This is a genomic window from Agrobacterium sp. 22-221-1 (assembly GCF_053522445.1).
In genome coordinates, this window is the sequence record NZ_JBNWCL010000002.1 from 314,992 (window position 1) to 334,111 (window position 19,120).

Sequence of the window (19,120 nt, forward strand, 5' to 3'; positions counted from 1 at the left end):
CGTCATGTTCAAGAAGAAAAACGCCATTGCCGAAGTCAAACCCCAGGGCCAGCTCGAATGGTACAGCGAAGTGCCGCGCTCGATCCGCCTGCACAGCTCGATCGGTCTTGCCGTGCTGCTCGCCTCCTTCGGCGGTTTCGGATTCTGGGCCGGCACTGCGCCGCTCTCCTCCGCCATCATCGCCCAGGGCAGTTTCGTCGCCACCGGCAACAACAAGGTGGTCCAGCATCTGGAAGGCGGCATCATCAAGGAAATGATGGTCAGCGAAGGCGACACGGTCAAGGAAGGCGACGTTCTTCTGACGCTGGACAAAACGACGGCGCTTGCCAACGAGCGCATGTTGCAGCTGCGGCGGCTTCGCCTCGAAACCATCGTGGTGCGCCTGCGCGCCGAGGCCCAGGGCGCAAAAAGCTTCAAGGTGCCGGATATCGTCATGAAGGAAGCTGGCGATCCGGATATCAATTCCATCATCCAGAGCCAGAACATCGTGTTCCACAGCAAGCTCATCAAGCTTGAGGAACAGATGAACCTGATCGACAAGAATATCCGGTCGCTGGAGTTCCGCTATGCGGGCTATGACGGCCAAAAACAGTCCTTCGACCGGCAACTGGCGCTTTTGACACAGGAGCGCGATTCCAAGGAGCGGCTCGCCAAGGACGGCGTCATCCGCAAGACCGACATGCTGGCGCTGGAGCGCGCCATCGCCGACGCCATGGGCGATATCGCCCGGCTGAGCGGCGAAATGAACCAGAGCGAGGCGGAAATCGCCAAGTTCCGGCAGGAAGCGGTCATTGCCGTCAACGCCAACAAGCAGGCGGCGCTCGATGCGCTGGAAACCGCCGAATCCGATCTCGACAGCGTGCGCGAACAGGTGCGTGGCGCCGCCGAAGTGCTGGAGCGCACCGTCATCCGCTCCCCCGTCAACGGAACCGTGGTGCGTGCCTATTATCATACACCGGGCGGCGTCATCACCACCGGCAAGCCGATCATGGAAATCCTGCCCGCTCATGTGCCCCTTATTCTGGAGGCGCAGGTGCTCAGGACCTCCATCGATCAGCTGCATGAGGGCCAGACCGCGGCGATCCGCCTGTCGGCGCTCAACCGCCGCACCACGCCGGTTCTGAACGGCAAGGTCTTTTACGTTTCAGCCGACAGCATCGAGGAAAATGCCGGCCTTCAGGTCAAGGACGTCTATATTGTGCGGGTGCAGATACCCGACGAGGAAATCGCCAAGGTTCACAATTTCCACCCCGTGCCCGGCATGCCGGCCGACGTGCTGATCCAGACTTCGGAGCGTACTTTCTTCGAATATCTGACCAAGCCGATCTCCGACAGCATGTCCCGTGCTTTCAAGGAAAGATGAAGAAATATCAGTAACCTACACTGTCTTTTCCGCAGCGGTCGGCATATAATATCCAAATATGTTTCGTCGGGGCGGGAGAAGCAGTATGGCGGCGATGTCGGATGTATTGCTGCTGGTCGGCAGGCTGAATTACGTGTGGACCAACACGGAAAGCCTGATGATCTATCTGATCGTCCATCTCCTGAAAGTGGAAAAGGAAGCGGCCATCGTCGTGTTCCTGACGCTCAACACCACGCGGGCGCGCATGGATCTGATCGAGCGCCTGGCGAAGCTTCCTTCCACCGATGCGAAGGACCGCAAAACCATCCTCTCCATCATGGCGCGGCTGAAGAAGGAAGCGAAGACGCGCAACAAATATAATCACTGCATCTATTCCTTCGACGAAAAAGGCGAAATCGCCAGCACGCAGCTCATGCGGCTGGTGGAGGATGACAGCCAGGTGCGCTACGGCAAGGTGGAGCGCATGGACGAGAAGGAAATCGGACAGCTTGAAAAATCGATCGCCGACATCGTCGAGGTCAGCAAGGACATGTGGAGTTTCATCCACGCCAGCCCGCATGTCTCGGCGGATTATCTCTAAAACCACCTCGCCTTCGTCATTCCGGCCTTGAGCCAGAATTCAGCCGACGCGGCTCTCGCGCGGCGAAGACGAGTTCTTTCAGCCCAAGGACTTGGGTTGGCTGGATTCCGGCTCAAGGCCGGAATGACGGAGAGAGAAACCGCCACGAACTCCAGTTAGGTGAACGCTGCCCTCCACAGCCCTTGCCGGAAGGCACAGTTTACCGGCTGCGAAATAAAGCAGGAACGAGCCGATCTGGTAGGGGAAGATGATGTCGATCTCCACGAAGGAACGCACCACAAACAGGGCGCAGATCGCAAACAGGATGACGCCCTGCGGATCGCTCTTGCGCATCAGCACCGAGCGCAGATGCCCGAGCAGCGTTCCGTAAAGCACCATGCCAAGCAGCAGCATGCCGACGAAGCCGTTTTCCACCACGGTTTCGATATAGGTATTATGGAAATGGAAGCCGCTGCGGCCGGTAATGAAGAAATCGTTCCACAACCGTTCGGCATCGGGGAAACCCGCAACCCAGAACCCTTGATAACCGACGCCGAGGATCGGCGTCTGTTTCGCCGCCTCGATGCCCTGCTGCCAGAGGTAAGTTCGGCCAGTCAGCGTCGAATCCTTGCCGAAAATGCCGAGAATGGCATCCAGCAGGCCGAATTGCAGGGATGCGACAGCCAGCAATGCGCCGAGACCACCGAGCACAAAAAACGTCATCTTTCGGTTCGCTGGCGAAAGCATGCCGATGGGAATGAAGCCGATGATGAGCGCGACCACCGCCGCCGTGGTAATAGTGGATGTGGCCGATTGGGACGCAAGGAGGCTATAGGCCGACAGGAGCCCGGTGACGCCGGCAATCGGCAACCAGATGCCCCTTTGCTTGAGCACCAGCACCGATGCGGCGGCGAAAATGACGCCGAGCGATGCATAAAAGCCGAGCTGGTTCTTGGAAGAAAAAGCGCCGACGAAACTATAGGTGCCATCCAGCGCATCGAAGAGATATATGCCGAACAGCAGCGAATAGAGCAGAACGACGGCGATGCCGATCAGCGCGCCGCGCGTCAGCGTCCGGATGGAGATCACCCGCATGGCTATCAGCGCGCAGACGATATGTGTCATATACTGGATGGAGGCGCGCATGGTCACCGACGCCGCTTCCGACCAGAAGCTGGACAGAACCGTCAAGATGCCGAAGGCGAATATCCAGAGATAGCGCGGATAATTGCCGAGCACGCGCCGGTAATCGACCACCACCAGCGGCAGCCACATGCCATAATAGGCCAGAACCGAGATTTGCCCGAAACGCGACGAGTAAGCGAATACGAAGAATGACAGCGCAACCGCCGCCATTCCGTAAATCTCATTGCGTTCGGGATCGATCAGCGCCGATTTGGCGATCCGCATTGAAACCTCACTGCATCAGGATTTCAGACGAGACCTTGATGACATCGCCGGGCTGGAGCATGGCGTTTTCATCCACCTTCAGCTCCTTCGGCTTGCCGTTTTCCTCACGCACCACGACATAGCCGATCGTCGCGGACTTGCCCGACGGGTCGAAACGGATCGCTTCGGCCGATTGCGCCAGCGCTTCCGACATCAATTCGCGGCTGGTGGTCAGTTGCAGATTGAGCTTGTCCAGCTCCGCTTCCGTGTCCTGCAATTCCTTGGAGCGCTGCGCCACCCAGTCGTTACGCAGATTGATCTCGTCCTGGGTCGCCTTGTTGATATCCTGTTTGGCGCGCAGCGACTGCGTATCGATATCGAGCAGGTTGGATTCCACTTCCGCCGCGCGTTCTTCCGCGGAAATACGCCGCTGCGACAGCGCAAGCCCCTGCTCGTTCAGCCGGTTGACGCGGTCGCGGTCCTCGTTGGCAAGCTGGAGCTGACGATTCTGCGTCTCCGATTTCTTTTTCAGGGATTCGACTTCGCTCTGCAGAAGGGCGTGCAGGTCCGTCAGCGCCTTGAGCTGCAGGGTGTAACGTTCGGTGCGCGATTTCATCAGCGCGCTTTCGCTGGCCAGCAGCACGTCGATCTCGCCGATCTTTTCCATTTCAGGCGTCTTGGCGATGGTCGCGTCACCCTTGACCTCGGCGACCAGCCGCGCCTGACGGGCGAGCAGCCTTGCGCGCTGGTTGTCATAGACGGCGGCGTCACCACGGGCATTGATGAAATCACGGGCAAAACGCTGCCCGGCATCCGAGCGCCGCAGGCCGCCGGCAAGGCTGACCGCCTTCAGCACCGTGAGATTGGCGGCATAGGGGTATTCGCCCGGCGTCTGCACGTCGCCGCTCAAGAAGATCGGTCGGAACTGCGCGATCTCGACGGAGGCCGAAGGCAGGTTGCGAAGGGCGAACTTGCTCTGAAGCTGGGCTCCAATCTCTTCGCTGACCTCCGATGGGGTCTTGCCCGCAACATCCAGCTGGCCGATGAAAGGCAGGGACAGCGCCCCCGACGGACCGACGGAATAATCGCCGTTGATCACATCCCAGTTGCGGATGCTGCCATCCGCCGGCTGCCATTCGGCAACGCGGATACGCAGCTTGTCAGCAGTACCGAGCTTATATTGAGCGCCGTCCGCAGCCATGGCGGAGAGCGGCGCGGCAAAAGCGACGGAAGCGGCAAATACGAAGGCCACAAACGGGCGGCGGGCGGCATACAAGCCGTTCATCGGGAAACTCCCTGTTAGCGGATCGCCACATGGGCGATCCGGCCGTCGCGCAACTGGGCAAGGCCGGCTGCACAGCGCCGCGAAAAGCGGCCGGTATGATTAGCACCAATGACGCACCCAAAGACCGGACTTGGGATCCCGGTCGGGGTGCGTGTCGAAACGAAGATCGATAAAGCCGAACTCAATATCGGTTTTCAGTAGCTTCCGCGTGAAAGGCACACGGCGGGAATGGTCTTGACGATGATGAAGACATCCTGCCGCATCGACCAGTTCTGCACATAGTGCGTGTCGAAAGCGACGCGGGTCTTGTAGGATACGTCATTGCGGCCGCTGATCTGCCACAGGCCGGTCAGGCCAGGGCGGGTGCTTAGATAATAAGCGGCAGCGCTTTCATAATAGCTCAGTTCCTCATCGACGACCGGGCGTGGGCCAACCACGCTCATTTCGCCGCGAATGATGTTGAGGAGCTGCGGCAGTTCGTCGAGCGAGAGCTTGCGCAGCACGGCGCCGACAGCCGTAACACGCGGATCGTTCTTGAGCTTGCGGGTGGCGCGCCATTCTTCGGCGGCTTCCGGATTGGCGGCAAGGTATTGCCGCAGAATCTCATCGCCATTCATCGCCATCGTCCTGAATTTCAGGCAATGGAAATAGCGGCCATTATGTCCCACACGCCGGTGGCCATAAAAGATCGGGCCTGGATCAGACAATTTCACCAGCGCGGCGATCAACAGGAATATCGGGCTGAAGATGAGCAGCGCAAGCGCAGCCGATGTCATATCGAAACTGCGTTTTGCGATGCCCCCGATAGGGAAACTGACATCGAAGTCTTCGGAGCTGCTGAGTGTCTGTTCAGCCGATTGGGTCGCGGACTTCATAGAGAGAACTCCATTTATGTTTTGCGATTGGTCGGTGCCCGGAGGCGCGTCTTTCCGTCTAAAAGAGATAACAAGTCTGTGTTCGGAATTTGATGCTAATGGATTTTTTGTAAGGCACATTGGCCATAACCGTCTATGCGATTTCTTGCGCGAGCGGCCGATCAACGTCCGGGCAATATTAACGGTTGCATAAAAAAGCAACAAATGTGCCGACGGCCATGTGTTGAGAGCATGGGTACCGCCCCGGCATGTATTGGGTTTTGTGCCAGCGACAGTCTTTTCTTATGTGTTTCTTATGACTTGGCGAGATGAGACAGGAACGTTAAGAACAGCCCCGTCTGTAACAGAATATAAAAATTTTTTGCATCGCAGCAAGATTGTGGCAATGCATATAAAATTTGACATATCCGTAGGGATTTTTTTGCCTGACATTGCCAAGCCGCCAAGAAAAAGCGATGGAAAAATTGCTAAAAGGGCGCAAACACGGCAAAAGAGTGGCAAGAAACTGCATTCTAGTCATGGCAGCCACGCAAAATTGCCGTGGCTTACGGCCATTTTTTACCGAATTGCTCCGACTTGGCCGTTCTACGAGCGTTACGAAGCTCAAAAACCGCTGGAATCAGAAGGTTGGCGGTGTGCAGGCGCTGATGACCTCACAGGGCACGGGACCGACGCAACGGAAACGATGCGGCCTGCGGCTTTCGAAATAATAGGCATCCCCCGGCCCGAGCACCCGCCTCTCTTCGTCGACCGTCACTTCCAGCCGTCCGGAGAGGATGATTCCTCCTTCCTCGCCATCGTGAACCAGCGGCACCTTGCCGGTGTCCGCTCCCGGCTGGTAACATTCCTTGAGGATTTGCAGGCTGCGGCCGAAGACATTCTCACCCACCTGCCGGAAGGAGATCGGCCCCTTGCCGATTTCAACCAGTTCATCCGCCCGGTAAAAAGCCTTACGGCTCGTCTCCGGCTCGAAAGCGAAAAACTCGGCAAGGCCGATCGGTATGCCGTCGAGAATGCGCTTCAGCGCGCCGACGGAGGGGTTCGAGGTGTTGGATTCGATCAGAGAAATCGTCGAATTGGTGACACCGGCACGCCTTGCCAGTTCCCGCTGCGAAATATTGTGGCGCAGCCGCAAATGGCGCAAACGCCCGCCTATATCCACCGACATGCCTGAGCCCCCGTTGCCCTTGTTCGAAATATCGAAAACATGAGTTCAGGCCTATAGCATTTTCAATGGCTTGGCCACAGAGAGAAAAGGGCTTGTTCAGTCGCGAAAATAGCATTCAATCACCGGCAACGAACAGGAGACCACCATGGACAACCCGAGCCGATCCAATTCCACCTCTCTCGACAGCTACTGGATGCCGTTTACCGCCAACCGGCAGTTCAAGGCCAATCCCCGCCTGCTGACGAGCGCCGAGGGCATGTATTACACCAGCAATGACGGTCGCCAGGTTCTCGACGGCACGGCTGGCCTTTGGTGCGTCAATGCCGGCCACGGCCGCCAGCAGATCGCGTCTGCCGTCAAGCACCAGCTTTCGACGATGGATTACGCGCCCTCCTTCCAGATGGGCCACCCGGTTGCCTTTGAATTCGCCGAGCGGCTGGCGGAAATTGCGCCGGGTCCGGAAGGTGCAAAACTCGATCGTGTTTTCTACACCGGCTCCGGATCGGAATCGGTCGATACGGCGCTGAAGATCGCCATCGCCTATCAGCGCGCCATCGGCCAGGGCACCCGCAGCCGGTTGATCGGTCGTGAGCGCGGTTATCATGGCGTCGGTTTCGGCGGCATCTCCGTGGGCGGCCTCGTCAACAACCGTCGTGTTTTCCCGCAAATCCCGGCAGACCACCTGCGTCATACCCATGATCCGGCGAAGAACAGTTTCGTGAAGGGCCAGCCCGAGCACGGCGCCGAGCTTGCGGACGATCTGGAACGTCTGGTCGCCCTGCATGGCGCGGAAACCATCGCCGCCTGCATCGTCGAACCGGTCGCCGGCTCCACCGGCGTGCTGGTGCCGCCGAAGGGTTATCTGGAGCGCCTGCGCGCCATCTGCGACAAGCACGGCATCCTCTTGATCTTCGATGAGGTCATCACCGGTTTCGGCCGTATGGGCTCCACCTTCGCCACCAACTATTTCGGCGTTACGCCCGATATCGTCACCACCGCCAAGGGGCTGACCAACGGTGCAATCCCGATGGGTGCGGTCTTCACCAGCCGCAAGGTGCATGATGCGCTGATGCATGGGCCGGAAAACCAGATCGAGCTGTTCCACGGCTATACCTATTCCGGCCACCCCGTCGCCTGCGCCGCCGGTATCGCGACGCTCGACATCTATCGCGATGAAGGCCTTTTCACCCGCGCGGCCGAATTGCAGGATGTCTGGCACGACGCCATCCATTCCCTGAAGGGCCTGCCGAATGTCATCGACATCCGCACCATCGGCTTCATCGCCGGCATCGAGCTGCAATCGCGCGACGGTGCTGCCGGCGCACGCGCTTATGATGTCTTCGTGGATTGCTTCGAGCGCGGCCTGCTCATTCGCGTCACCGGCGACGTCATCGCCCTTTCGCCGCCGCTGATCGCCGAAAAATCCCATTTCGACGATATCGTCTCGATCCTCGGGGATGCGCTGAAGCGCGCGCAGTAAAACCATGCAAACAAAAAGGCCGCGCCTGGAAGCGCGGCCTTTTTGTGCCCTGTCAGTAGGCCTGCATCGGTTGCGAGAGGCCGTCGCCGATCACGCCGTTACCATATTGCGCCACGGGCACACCTTCCTGGCCGATCGGCACGCCCTGCTGTGCGGGGCCGAGCGCCGTCACTACGATCGGCGTGCCATCGGGCACACGGTTATAAAGGTCGATGATATCCTGGTTGAGCAGGCGCACGCAGCCGGAGGATACCGACTTGCCGATGGTCCACCATTCCGGCGAGCCGTGCAGGCGGTAGATCGTGTCCTTGCCATCCTTGAAGATATAGAGCGCGCGCGCACCGAGCGGGTTCTTGAGGCCCGGCTCCATGCCGCCATTGCGGCTGCTATAGGGTTCCAGTTCCGGCTGGCGCGCGATCATCTCATCGGGCGGCGTCCAGCGCGGCCATTGCCGCTTGTACTGAATGACGCCGCGACCGGCCCATTCAAAGCCCGCACGGCCGAGGCCGACGCCATAACGCATGGCCTGATTGTTTTCATAGGTGAGATAGAGGAAATGATTGGCGGTATCGACGACGATGACGCCGGGGCGTTCACCCGTCGGGTTCGCAACCATCTGCCGCAGGAACTGACGCGGAATCCGCTTGTAGGGGATTTCCGGCAGCGGGAACTGCTCGTCCGGCTTGGGCCCGTACATCAGGGCATACATAGGGTCGTCCGCGGGTGCGGCAGGCCGGGCGGCCTCACGCGCGGTTGTGTTGCAGCCCGCAAGGCCGGCAAGCGCCAGTCCACCTGCTCCAAGCAGGAAACCCCGCCGGGTCGTCGTCGTCTCGTTCAATTGAAAAACCTCATTTACGTCATCTCACGCCGGCAAAGGGATCTGCCAGCGCCGCCTCTGGGCGGCTGATAGGGTACTTCGTGCCGGAAACCTGCGATGCCATGGCCTTGGCGCCGTTCGATTTCAAAATGGCCCGGAAGCTCGGATGCATGCCGCCGTCTACATACGCGCTGAGCGGGCTGGAAGTTCCCTCACTCATCGCGGCGGCAAATTTTTGTTGCTCTTCGGCCAGTTTCGAAGCCACCAGCGGATCCTGCTGGTTGATGGCCGGCGGGCAGGCCGCCAGCGGATCGGCAGGTTCGCCTTCGGCAAATTCACTGTTGAAGACATAACGACGGCCGCAGACGGAAACCTTGGGCTGCCGGCGCGTCACCTCGAAATAGTCGTAACCTTCCTTCAGCGTCTTCCAGAACGGCATATTGGGGTCGTCCCGATGCGCCACCATATTCCGGGCGCTCATGCGGAAGGGATAGGCCTGTACCTGAAAACGGTCCTGCCCGCCCTGAAGCGCACGCGCGACGATGGCGTAAATCTCGCCCACCTGGGCATCCGTCATGGCGTAGCAGCCCGAAGAGGAGCAGGCGCCATGCACCATCAGCGCCTCACCGGTGTAACCGAGCGCCGATTCCAGCCGGTTGGGATAACCGAGATTGAAGGAGACGTAATATTGTGAGTTCGGGTTCAGCATGCCGGCGGAGACATGATAAAAACCTTCCGGCGCCTGCCGGTCGCCCGTCTTCATCTTGGGGCCGAGCTTTCCGGACCATCGGCACATGGGATAGGCCTTGAGCAAGGCGTAATTTCCGGTCTTGTCGACCTTCCAGACCTCAAGCTCGCTTTCCTGCTTGAAAATGCGAACGAGGACAGGGCTTTCCGGGCGCATGCTCTTGGCCGACATCTGCGCCATCATCTTGGACGACAATTTCGGCGGGTCTTTCTTGACGCTATCGAGCCCCATGGAAGTGCACGCGGCAAGGCCGCCACCGATCGCAACGATCGCAGCCATTCTTGCCCCTGCCCTTACCTTTTGCCGCAACCCCGCAACCGCGAAATCCAGCAGTGCCTGCATGCCCATGGATCGTTCTGCCCGCCTGATTTGCCCGCCTTTCCGGCAGACGCTTAACTATCGAAGGTGGCCACAAGACGGCAACCTCGCCATGGACAAAGTCTCGTGAACAGACGTTACCCATTCGTTAATCATAAGGACACAAGCCCGTGATGCCGCTGGCGTTGAGCTTAAAGGCTGCAGATTATCGGAGCAGCCCCTGGCCGCCATCGATCCAAACCGGCGTTCCGGTAATGTGGCGGGACGCATCCGACGCCAGGAAACCGATCAGCGCGGCGACGTCATCGCTCGTCCCGGCCACACCGCCGGTTACCGGAATATCCCCAGCCGGGAAACGAACTGGAACCTCCGTTTTTTCCCGCCCGCGTATATCGGTATTTTCATCGATTGCCGTTTCGATCTCGCCCGGACACACCGCATTGACGCGAATACGGTGACGCCCCAGCTCCAGCGCCAGTTGTTGCGCCATGGCGAATTGCCCTGCCTTCGTCACGGAATAGGCCGTAGCACCGGGCGATGTGAAGGTGCGGGTGCCATTGATCGATGAAATGATGACGATGGACCCGCCGCCGGCCGCTTTCAGATGCGGCACGCTGGCGTGGACGGTGAGATAGGTGCCGCGCAGGTTGATGCGGATCGTATCGTCCCATTCGGACGGTTTCAGCTCATCGATGGGCGCCCAGATGCCGTTGACGCCGGCATTGGCCACCACGACATCAAGCCGGCCGAAATTCTCAACCAGCGCTGCGACCGCGTGACGCATGGCCGCTTCATCCGCCACATCGGCCACAAGCACCTTCGCAGACCCGGATGCAGCGCCGATTTCCCGGGCGACATCGTTCAATTCCGATTCGGTGCGGCCCAACAGACCGACCGAGAAGCTCTGCGCCGACAGATGAAGGGCGGCGGCGCGCCCAATGCCGGAGCCAGCGCCGGTTACCAGAGCGACTTTGCGAACAACCAATGTCACCGCCCCCCTTTTCGGGAAGCAATGGACGTGACCGTCGCCGAGACGGGATCACTCGCCGGAAAGCTGTCCTCCAGCCCCTCTTCCAACTCCTCCTCCAGAATGTCGCGATCCTTCGATGTGCGGGCGCTCGCCTGTCCGTGCGGAGCTTCATCCTGCGCCGTAGCTAGAGCGGAAAATTGCGAAGGCGCATCCGCACCATGGCGCGTTCCGAACGCGGTCAGTTGCACCATCACCGCGCTCGCCCGCTTGATGGCCTCGGCATCGTCGATCCCCTCAAGACCGTCGGCGAGGCGAACCGAGACCTGATCGCCGTCGTTGCCGACGAACTCGACGGAGATAACCCCGTTATTGCGTTTTACATAGGTCGTCGAAAGTTGCATGACATGCCCTCCGGCTTGGAAAGCACCGGTACGAATCCGATGCTGGAAAACGGTTAGAACCTGAATTCACAACGACGGCAGAGCGGAAGGGTTCCAGATGGATCAGGCCTTTGGCCCGGAAATGCAGGAGAGTTTCTTCCTGCGCGATGCGCTGGATGTGGCCCGCGCCCTCATCGGCGCGGAGTTCCGCATCGGCAATACCGGCGGCATCATCGTGGAGACCGAAGCCTATCATCCGGACGACCCGGCATCCCACAGTTTTAACGGGCAGACCCCGCGCAACAGGGCAATGTTCGGCCCGGCCGGCCGTCTTTATGTCTACCGGTCCTATGGTATTCACTGGTGCGCCAACTTTGTCTGCGCCCCGGGTTCCGCCGTGCTTCTGCGCGCCATCGAACCCCTGACCGGCATAGACATGATGAAACTGCGACGGGGAACTGACAAGCCGAAACTTCTCTGCTCAGGTCCGGGCAGGCTCTGTCAGGCGCTGGCGATTACGGGGGAGATGGACGGCGCGCCGTTGAACGCAGCGCCGTTTTTCCTGCGGTTGCCGAAAGAAGCCGCCGCCGTCACCAGCGGCAGACGAATCGGCATCAGCCGCGCGACGGAATATCCATGGCGCTTCGGGCTCAAGGGCTCGGCTTTCGTCAGCAAGAAATTCGAGAACGGAGAGGCATAAAAGACGAGAGCACCTTCGGCGGCCCGTCATTTTCGTCGGGGTTGGGTGTCGGCGCCTCGTCCGGCAACCGGTCGGGTTCCGGTTCTTCCACCGGCGGAATATCCGGCTGCGGCGGCACGGGCATCGGCGGTTCGGGATAGGGTTCGACGGGAACGGCTGGCATCGCGGCCTCCTGATAAACACGCTTTGCCACGATGGGCACAAGCTGCGTTTTTATCTCGTGGGACAGCGCCTTTGCGCTGTCGCCAATCAGGCGGCGCAACACCCAATTCGCCCATCGGTCAAATGCCGGTCAGGTCCCTTCGGTCCGGTTGCGCCGCCCTGCGGGTCGTACAGGGAAAACGCGGGCACGGCCTGTCCGTTCCGTTTTTTAAGGAAGGTTTTTGCGATGGCTCAGGCGAAACCGAGCGCGCTGCGGGAAATATCGCGATTTTCGCAATAGTCGCGGGAGTGGGCCTCGTGACCATGCTCGCGAGCGGTCGAACGGTTAAGTTCCGGGCTCGGAACGTTGAGCAGCGCATCGGCATAGGTGCCGGTCGCCTCGACATCATCGATCACAGTCTGCTGTTGCGGTTTTAAAAATTCAAACATCCGTCCACCTCCTTCGACACGTCCCCTCAACGCGCCGGCCCGGGTCCTGTTCCATAACACCCGTGACTGTTCCGATTATACATGAGACGGCGCGGACGTATAGATGACGAAAGGCGAACGTTATCAACTGACGTTCACAAAATGGAGTGGAATCAGTGAGCTATGGCGACAAGTTCAGGCAGGGCCGACCGATTCCCGCAAGATCAGTTCGACCGGCCACAATTCCTGAACCTCGCGAACGGGACGGCCGCCGATGATCTGCAAAAGCAGGTCCGTCACCCGCATACCCGCCATGCGCATGGGCGAGCGGGTGGTGGAAAGCGGCGGCATCATGCTTTCCGGCGTAAGGTAAGGAAACACGTCGTCATGGGCGATGACTGAGACATCCCTGCCGATCGTCAGCCCCATCTGCGTCGCGGCGCGATAGACACCCTGCGCCGTCATCATCGCACCCGCCACAAAGGCCGTGGGGCGCGGCGTCTGTTCCAGCAGCGAGCGGGCGAAGCGAAAGGCCGTCTCCTCGCTGAAGTGCTCATTCATCATGAAACGTGGATCCGGCGTAATGCCGTGCGTCGCCAGCGCCTCGCGAAAACCCTGCTCGCGGTCCTGCACGAAGGTGCGGCCAACCGGACCATTGATAAGGGCGATGCGCCTGTGTCCGCGCTCCAGAAAATGAATCGTCGGACGATAGGTGACGTCGTGGTTGTCGATATCGAGCCAGGCATGTTCGAAAGGCGTCTTTGAGCGACCATGCACGATGAAGGGCACGCCCAGCCGGTTGAGCAGCGCGATACGCTCATCCTCGGGGCGGGGCGAATGCACGATGATGCCATCCACCCGGCCGCTCGACGCCAGCCGGCTGAAAATCGCCAGTTCCTCATCGAGATTATTGTCGACGGTAACGCTGACGAGAATGTCGGTCTCCTCCCGTTCCAGCCGGGTCGCCATGCCGCCCATGAATTCGGAAAAGAAGTGCCCGCCGCCCGAACGGCCCATGACGACGCCGATGGCGCCTGCCCTGCCCGTCGCCAGCCTGACGGCGTTTGCATTCGGCCGGTAGCCGTATTTCAGCGCAGCCTCCATCACCCGCTGGCGCGTTTCCTCGCGCACCTCGGGGTAGCCGCCCAGCGCCCGGCTGACGGTGGTGGGCGAGAGCCCGACTTTCTCTGCGAATTCCTTGAGCTTCATAATTTTTTGCCAATTTGCCCCTGCATGCGTCGCCGCCGCGGATTTTTCAAGCCGACAAAAATTGAAAACGATTTCAATTTTCCTCCACCTGAAACCTTACAGTTGATCATTCCCAAAGGCAAACGCCGAAAAATTGTAGGCGAAAACAGCCGATTTCCGGGGGATTAGAAAGAGTATTGACAGAATGCTCGGCTTTTGAGAGCCTCGCGTCAGTCAAAAGCGCTTTCAATTTTGAGGACAATCGGAAGCGTCAACGGAGGAGTTTGACAATGAATATTTCCATGAAGACTTTGTTCCTGTGCGGAGTTGCGTTTTCCGCCGCCGTTTCGGCTGAGGCGGACGAGCTTTCCATCGCCGCCAACTCGACCGGCAAGAACGTCGCGTTCTTCCGCGAACGGATCGCCGCCTTCGAGAAAGAGACCGGTCACAAGGTCAATCTCGTCACCATGCCGTCATCGTCCAGCGAACAGTTCAGCCAGTACCGGCTGTGGCTTGCCGCCGGCAACAAGGACGTCGACGTCTACCAGACGGACGTGATCTGGGCGCCGCAGCTGGCCGACCAGTTCGTGGATCTGACCGCAGCGACGAAGGATGTCATCGGCGATCATTTCCCTTCCATCGTCGCCTCGCAGACGGTTGACGGCAAGCTCGTTGCCATGCCGATGTTCACCGACGCGCCGGCGCTTTTCTATCGCAAGGACCTTTTGGAAAAATACGGCAAGCAGCCGCCGAAGACCTGGAAGGAACTGAGCGAGACCGCCAAGGAAATCCAGGACAAGGAGCGCGAGGCTGGCCAGAAGGACCTCTGGGGCTTCGTTTTCCAGGGCAGCGCCTATGAGGGCCTGACCTGCAACGCGCTGGAATGGATCGCTTCCGCCGGCGGCGGCCACATTGTCGAGACCAACGGCGATATCTCCGTCAACAATGAGAAAGCCGCAGCCGCCATCGAAACCGCCAAGGGCTGGGTCGGCACCATCGCGCCGCAGGGTGTGCTCGCTTATAAGGAAGAGGAAGCGCGCGGCGTCTGGCAGACCGGCAATTCCGTCTTCATGCGCAACTGGCCCTATGCCTATGCACTGGGTAATGGCGACGACAGCGCCATCAAGGGCAAGTTCGGCGTCACGCCGCTGCCAGCTGGCGCGGAAGGCGAAGCCCCTGCTTCGACACTCGGCGGCTGGAACCTCGCCGTTTCGAAATATTCCGACGATCAGGAAGCAGCCATTCAGCTCGTGAAATTCCTGGCGTCGAAAGACACCCAGAAGATGCGCGCGATCCAGCTCTCCAACATGCCGACAATCGCATCCCTTTACGACGACAAGGATGTCGCTGCCGCGCAGCCCTTCATGCCGACATGGAAGCCGATCTTCCAGACCGCCGTTCCGCGTCCTTCCGCCTCGGCGAAGGTGAAATATAACGAGGTTTCCGCCAAGTTCTGGGGCGCCGTGCACAACACGCTCTCCGGCAACGGCACGGCAGCGGAAAATCTCGAACTTCTCGAGGTTGAACTGACCGATCTCAAAGGCAACGGCTGGTAATCCGGCCCGCGCGGGAGGCGGTCTTGACTGATCGTCTCCCGCGCCCCAACCGCGAGATATCCCCATGAACGACATCGCCCTTCAAAGACCGGTCGCGGCATCCGGCACCGGCTCCGACCTGCAGTCGGAACGACTGAAATCTGCCTGGCTGTTTCTTGCCCCCACATTTCTGGTGCTGGCGCTGGTGGCGGGCTGGCCGCTGGTGCGCACCGTGTGGTTCAGCCTCACCGACGCCTCGCTCACCAATCTCGAGGGGGCGCAGTTCGTCGGCCTCAAGAACTACCTCACCTGGATCACGCTCAGCAGCGGCCGCACCATCTATCGCGGCCTGCTTGCCGATCCCGCATGGTGGGGCGCGGTTCTCAACACGCTCAAATTCACCATCCTTTCCGTCAGCTTCGAAACCGTGCTCGGCCTCATCGTCGCGCTGGTGCTGAATGCCGAATTCAAGGGACGTGGCCTCGTGCGTGCCGCGATCCTCGTGCCCTGGGCCATTCCCACCATCGTCTCGGCGCAGATGTGGGCGTGGATGCTGAACGACCAGTTCGGCATATTGAACGACCTGTTCCTCAATCTCGGGCTGATCTCCAGCAAGATCGCCTGGACGGCCAATCCCGAGACCGCGATGATCGCCGTGCTGATCGTCGACATCTGGAAGACCACGCCCTTCATGGCGCTGCTCATTCTCGCCGGCCTGCAAATGGTGCCGAAGGACATGTATGAGGCGGCAAAGGTGGATGGCATTCATCCCGTCAAGGTGTTCTTCCGCGTCACGTTGCCGATGATCCGCCCGGCCCTCATGGTCGCCGTCATCTTCCGCATGCTGGATGCGATGCGCGTCTTCGACCTCATCTATATCCTGACGCCCAACAACGCCCAGACCCGCACCATGTCGGTGCTGGCGCGCGAGAACCTGTTCGATTTCGACAAGTTCTCCTACGGTGCTGCAGCCTCCACCATGCTGTTCCTCATCATCGCCTCGATCACCGTCATCTACATGTGGCTCGGGCGCGTCAACACCGATGGAGCCGCGCGATGACCCTGCCAAGCATCCTGAAAACCACCGCTTTTTACGCGCTGGTCGCCATCATCATGGTGATTTCGGTATTCCCGTTCTATTATGCGATCCTGACGAGCCTGAAATCCGGCTCGGCGCTGTTCCAGGTCAATTATTGGCCGCGTGACTTCTCGCTGACCAATTACAGCTTCGTCATCGGCAACGGCACTTTCCTGCGCAATCTCGGCAATTCGCTGTTTGTCGCATCTTCCGTCGTCATACTCTCGCTGTTCCTTGCGGTAACGGCGTCCTATGCTCTCGCCCGCGTCCGCTTCCGTGGCCGCGCGCTGCTGCTGCTCACCATCCTGTCGGTTTCGATGTTCCCGCAGATTGCCGTTCTCGCTGGCCTGTTCGAACTGATCCGCTGGGCTGGAATCTTCAATACGCCCTTGGCGCTGATCTTTTCCTACATGATATTCACCCTGCCCTTCACGGTCTGGGTGCTGACGACCTTCATGCGCGACCTGCCGATCGAGATCGAGGAAGCGGCTATCGTCGATGGTGCAACGCCATGGGTCATCATCACCCAGGTGTTCATGCCGCTGATGTGGCCGGCACTCGTCACGACAGGGCTTCTCGCCTTCATCGCGGCGTGGAACGAATTCCTCTTCGCACTTACCTTCACCTCATCGAACGAGCAGCGCACGGTGCCTGTCGCCATCGCGCTTCTGTCGGGCGGCTCGCAGTTCGAAATTCCCTGGGGAACGATCATGGCCGCATCCGTCATCGTTACCGCACCCCTCGTCGTCCTCGTTCTGATCTTCCAGCGACGCATCATCTCCGGCCTCACCGCCGGCAGCGTCAAAGGCTAGGAGAAAACAAATGACCACCATTCAATTGCGCGATCTTCGCAAATCCTTCGGCGCCTTCGATGTCATCAAGGGCATCGACATGGACATCCGCTCCGGCGAATTCATGGTCTTCGTCGGCCCTTCCGGCTGCGGCAAGTCCACGCTTTTGCGCCTCATCTGCGGGCTGGAGGAAATTACCAGTGGCACGCTCTCCTTCGACAGCGAGACGGTGAACCGCCTGCCGCCCGCCAAACGCGGCGTCGCCATGGTCTTCCAGTCCTATGCGCTTTATCCGCATATGACCGTGTTCGAGAACATGGCCTTCGGCATGAAACTGTCAGGCGCGGACAAGGAACAGCGCAGGAAGCGCGTCGAAGCCGCCGCCGAGATGCTGCAGCTCACGCCCTATCTGGAACGTCTGCCGAAGCAGCTTTCCGGCGGCCAGCGCCAGCGTGTCGCCATCGGCCGCGCCATCGTGCGCGATCCCAAGGTCTTCCTCTTCGACGAGCCGCTCTCCAATCTCGATGCGGCATTGCGCGTCGCCACGCGTCTCGAAATCGCCAAGCTGCATCGCTCGATGCATGACACGACGATGATCTATGTCACCCACGACCAGGTGGAGGCGATGACGCTCGCCGACCGTATCTGCGTCTTGCGTGACGGCAGGGTCGAGCAGATCGGCACGCCGCTGGAGCTTTACGAAAGCCCGGTCAACACCTTCGTCGCCGGCTTCATCGGCTCACCGAAGATGAACTTCCTCACCGGCAAATATGCGGAGGCCGAAGGGGCGAAAACCATCGGCATCCGCCCCGAACATATCGCCATCGCCACCGATGGCAGCGGCTGGAGCGGCGAGATCGTGCATTCGGAAATGCTGGGATCGGACAGCTATATCTATGTCGAGATCGGCGCGGATGAACCCGTCGTCGTTCGTGAAGAGGGCGTGACCGGCCGCACGGCCGGTGAACGCATCGCCATAGCGCCGGATGCGGCGCAGATACATCGTTTCGATGCCGAGGGCCGGGCGCTTGCCCGCAACCCTGCCCGGGGTGCCGCCTGAACATTCAACTTTCGCCGGGCTCACCCAAGGTCCCGGCTTTCACCGAGGAGCATGACAATGACCATCAACACCGTTGTATGGGGCGAAAATATCCACGAACACATCAATGAGACGGTGCGTTCGATCTATCCGAACGGCATGCATAACACCATTGCCGACGCGCTGAACCAGAATCCTGAGATCAACGCCACTACCGCCACGCTGCAGGAGCCGGAACACGGGCTTTCGCAGGAACGCCTCGACAAGACCGATGTGCTGGTTTGGTGGGGCCACAAGGACCATGGTGCGGTTCAGGATGAAATCGTCGAGCGTGTCGCCAAGCGCGTCTGGGAAGGCATGGGCCTTATCGTCCTGCATTCCGGCCATTTCTCCAAGCCGTTCAAGCGCCTGATGGGCACGCCCTGCGCGCTGAAATGGCGTGAGGCGGGCGAACGCGAGCGCCTGTGGACCATCAATCCGCGCCACCCGATTGCCGCCGGTCTGCCTGAGCATTTCGAGCTGGAAAACGAGGAAATGTATGGCGAGCAGTTCTCCGTGCCGGAGCCGCTGGAAACCGTCTTCATCTCCTGGTTCCAGGGCGGCGAAGTCTTCCGGTCCGGTCTCACCTGGCGTCGCGGCGCCGGCAATATCTTCTATTTCCGCCCCGGCCACGAGACCTATCCGACCTATCACGACGCCAATGTGCAGAAGGTCATCAGCAACTCTGTGAAATGGGCCTATAATCCCGTTGGCGCACTGAAAAGCATTCACGACGCCCCCAATGTTCCCGTCGACAAGGCTCTGGAGCCCATCGAAGAACGCGGCCCCAAGCTGCACAAGGCAGGCGAAGCAGGTTACAGGTAACAA

20 protein-coding genes are annotated in these 19,120 nt (G+C 59.8%); 9 read left to right on the forward strand and 11 right to left on the reverse strand.

Going from position 1 to position 19,120, the window contains the following annotated elements; all coding sequences use genetic code 11:
- Positions 1 to 4 precede the first annotated feature (4 nt).
- Both ACQZ5N_RS04920 and ACQZ5N_RS04925 read left to right on the forward strand, forming a co-directional pair.
- Positions 5 to 1,363 (forward strand): HlyD family type I secretion periplasmic adaptor subunit, encoded by a 1,359-nt coding sequence (locus tag ACQZ5N_RS04920; protein ID WP_035262274.1) that lies wholly within the window; start codon positions 5 to 7, stop codon positions 1,361 to 1,363.
- Positions 1,364 to 1,448: 85 nt separating this feature from the next.
- Positions 1,449 to 1,943 (forward strand): hypothetical protein, encoded by a 495-nt coding sequence (locus ACQZ5N_RS04925; protein ID WP_035262271.1) that lies wholly within the window; start codon positions 1,449 to 1,451, stop codon positions 1,941 to 1,943.
- A 78-nt stretch (positions 1,944 to 2,021) separates the two neighbouring features.
- On the opposite strand, the gene ACQZ5N_RS04930 is transcribed toward ACQZ5N_RS04925, so the two are convergent.
- The 4 genes from ACQZ5N_RS04930 to ACQZ5N_RS04945 all read right to left on the reverse strand — a co-directional run bounded on the left by ACQZ5N_RS04930 (position 2,022) and on the right by ACQZ5N_RS04945 (position 6,639).
- Positions 2,022 to 3,332, reverse strand: a complete 1,311-nt coding sequence (locus tag ACQZ5N_RS04930) for an O-antigen ligase family protein (RefSeq protein ID WP_448732276.1) — start codon at positions 3,330 to 3,332, stop codon at positions 2,022 to 2,024.
- 7 nt (positions 3,333 to 3,339) lie between these two features.
- Positions 3,340 to 4,596 (reverse strand): polysaccharide biosynthesis/export family protein, encoded by a 1,257-nt coding sequence (locus ACQZ5N_RS04935; RefSeq protein WP_448732277.1) that lies wholly within the window; start codon positions 4,594 to 4,596, stop codon positions 3,340 to 3,342.
- A gap of 194 nt (positions 4,597 to 4,790) precedes the next feature.
- Entirely contained in the window at positions 4,791 to 5,471 is a 681-nt protein-coding gene (locus ACQZ5N_RS04940; protein WP_003523803.1) for a sugar transferase, read from the reverse strand.
- Positions 5,472 to 6,090: 619 nt separating this feature from the next.
- On the reverse strand, positions 6,091 to 6,639 hold the full coding sequence (locus ACQZ5N_RS04945; protein ID WP_003523802.1) for a cupin domain-containing protein: 549 nt from the start codon (positions 6,637 to 6,639) through the stop codon (positions 6,091 to 6,093).
- 145 nt (positions 6,640 to 6,784) lie between these two features.
- Here ACQZ5N_RS04945 and aptA point away from each other — a divergent pair, with 145 nt between their 5' ends.
- Positions 6,785 to 8,119: an omega-aminotransferase AptA gene (gene aptA, locus ACQZ5N_RS04950; protein ID WP_448732278.1), complete on the forward strand. Its 1,335-nt coding sequence runs from the start codon at positions 6,785 to 6,787 to the stop codon at positions 8,117 to 8,119.
- Positions 8,120 to 8,171: 52 nt separating this feature from the next.
- Here aptA and ACQZ5N_RS04955 read toward each other — a convergent pair whose 3' ends face one another.
- The 4 genes from ACQZ5N_RS04955 to ACQZ5N_RS04970 all read right to left on the reverse strand — a co-directional run bounded on the left by ACQZ5N_RS04955 (position 8,172) and on the right by ACQZ5N_RS04970 (position 11,373).
- Positions 8,172 to 8,957, reverse strand: a complete 786-nt coding sequence (locus ACQZ5N_RS04955) for a L,D-transpeptidase (protein ID WP_059758579.1) — start codon at positions 8,955 to 8,957, stop codon at positions 8,172 to 8,174.
- Between the two features lie 19 nt (positions 8,958 to 8,976).
- Positions 8,977 to 10,032, reverse strand: a complete 1,056-nt coding sequence (locus tag ACQZ5N_RS04960; protein WP_020811491.1) for a L,D-transpeptidase family protein — start codon at positions 10,030 to 10,032, stop codon at positions 8,977 to 8,979.
- 175 nt (positions 10,033 to 10,207) lie between these two features.
- Entirely contained in the window at positions 10,208 to 10,993 is a 786-nt protein-coding gene (locus tag ACQZ5N_RS04965; protein WP_448732279.1) for an SDR family oxidoreductase, read from the reverse strand.
- Positions 10,990 to 11,373: a hypothetical protein gene (locus ACQZ5N_RS04970; protein WP_448732280.1), complete on the reverse strand. Its 384-nt coding sequence runs from the start codon at positions 11,371 to 11,373 to the stop codon at positions 10,990 to 10,992. The genes ACQZ5N_RS04965 and ACQZ5N_RS04970 overlap by 4 nt, the downstream gene beginning before the upstream one ends.
- Positions 11,374 to 11,470: 97 nt before the next feature.
- Between ACQZ5N_RS04970 and ACQZ5N_RS04975 the strand changes: the two genes are divergently transcribed.
- Positions 11,471 to 12,052, forward strand: a complete 582-nt coding sequence (locus ACQZ5N_RS04975; RefSeq protein ID WP_020811488.1) for a DNA-3-methyladenine glycosylase — start codon at positions 11,471 to 11,473, stop codon at positions 12,050 to 12,052.
- On the opposite strand, the gene ACQZ5N_RS04980 is transcribed toward ACQZ5N_RS04975, so the two are convergent.
- The 3 genes from ACQZ5N_RS04980 to ACQZ5N_RS04990 all read right to left on the reverse strand — a co-directional run bounded on the left by ACQZ5N_RS04980 (position 12,021) and on the right by ACQZ5N_RS04990 (position 13,831).
- Positions 12,021 to 12,215, reverse strand: coding sequence for a hypothetical protein (locus tag ACQZ5N_RS04980; protein ID WP_080854899.1), 195 nt, complete (start codon positions 12,213 to 12,215; stop codon positions 12,021 to 12,023). The genes ACQZ5N_RS04975 and ACQZ5N_RS04980 overlap by 32 nt on opposite strands.
- A 230-nt stretch (positions 12,216 to 12,445) precedes the next feature.
- Positions 12,446 to 12,643: a hypothetical protein gene (locus ACQZ5N_RS04985; protein ID WP_003523793.1), complete on the reverse strand. Its 198-nt coding sequence runs from the start codon at positions 12,641 to 12,643 to the stop codon at positions 12,446 to 12,448.
- 174 nt (positions 12,644 to 12,817) lie between these two features.
- The gene (locus tag ACQZ5N_RS04990; RefSeq protein WP_020811486.1) at positions 12,818 to 13,831 is read right to left on the reverse strand and encodes a substrate-binding domain-containing protein; all 1,014 of its coding nucleotides are present in this window, start codon (positions 13,829 to 13,831) and stop codon (positions 12,818 to 12,820) included.
- 269 nt (positions 13,832 to 14,100) lie between these two features.
- On the opposite strand from ACQZ5N_RS04990, the gene ACQZ5N_RS04995 reads away from it, so the two are divergent.
- The 5 genes from ACQZ5N_RS04995 to ACQZ5N_RS05015 all read left to right on the forward strand — a co-directional run bounded on the left by ACQZ5N_RS04995 (position 14,101) and on the right by ACQZ5N_RS05015 (position 19,117).
- Positions 14,101 to 15,366: an ABC transporter substrate-binding protein gene (locus ACQZ5N_RS04995; RefSeq protein ID WP_448732281.1), complete on the forward strand. Its 1,266-nt coding sequence runs from the start codon at positions 14,101 to 14,103 to the stop codon at positions 15,364 to 15,366.
- 64 nt (positions 15,367 to 15,430) lie between these two features.
- Positions 15,431 to 16,405 (forward strand): carbohydrate ABC transporter permease, encoded by a 975-nt coding sequence (locus tag ACQZ5N_RS05000; RefSeq protein WP_448732282.1) that lies wholly within the window; start codon positions 15,431 to 15,433, stop codon positions 16,403 to 16,405.
- Positions 16,402 to 17,235 (forward strand): carbohydrate ABC transporter permease, encoded by an 834-nt coding sequence (locus tag ACQZ5N_RS05005; protein WP_448732283.1) that lies wholly within the window; start codon positions 16,402 to 16,404, stop codon positions 17,233 to 17,235. Before ACQZ5N_RS05000 ends, ACQZ5N_RS05005 begins: the two co-directional genes overlap by 4 nt.
- A gap of 10 nt (positions 17,236 to 17,245) precedes the next feature.
- Positions 17,246 to 18,274, forward strand: a complete 1,029-nt coding sequence (locus tag ACQZ5N_RS05010) for an ABC transporter ATP-binding protein (RefSeq protein WP_020811482.1) — start codon at positions 17,246 to 17,248, stop codon at positions 18,272 to 18,274.
- A gap of 57 nt (positions 18,275 to 18,331) precedes the next feature.
- Positions 18,332 to 19,117: a ThuA domain-containing protein gene (locus tag ACQZ5N_RS05015; protein ID WP_046801358.1), complete on the forward strand. Its 786-nt coding sequence runs from the start codon at positions 18,332 to 18,334 to the stop codon at positions 19,115 to 19,117.
- Positions 19,118 to 19,120: the final 3 nt, after the last annotated feature.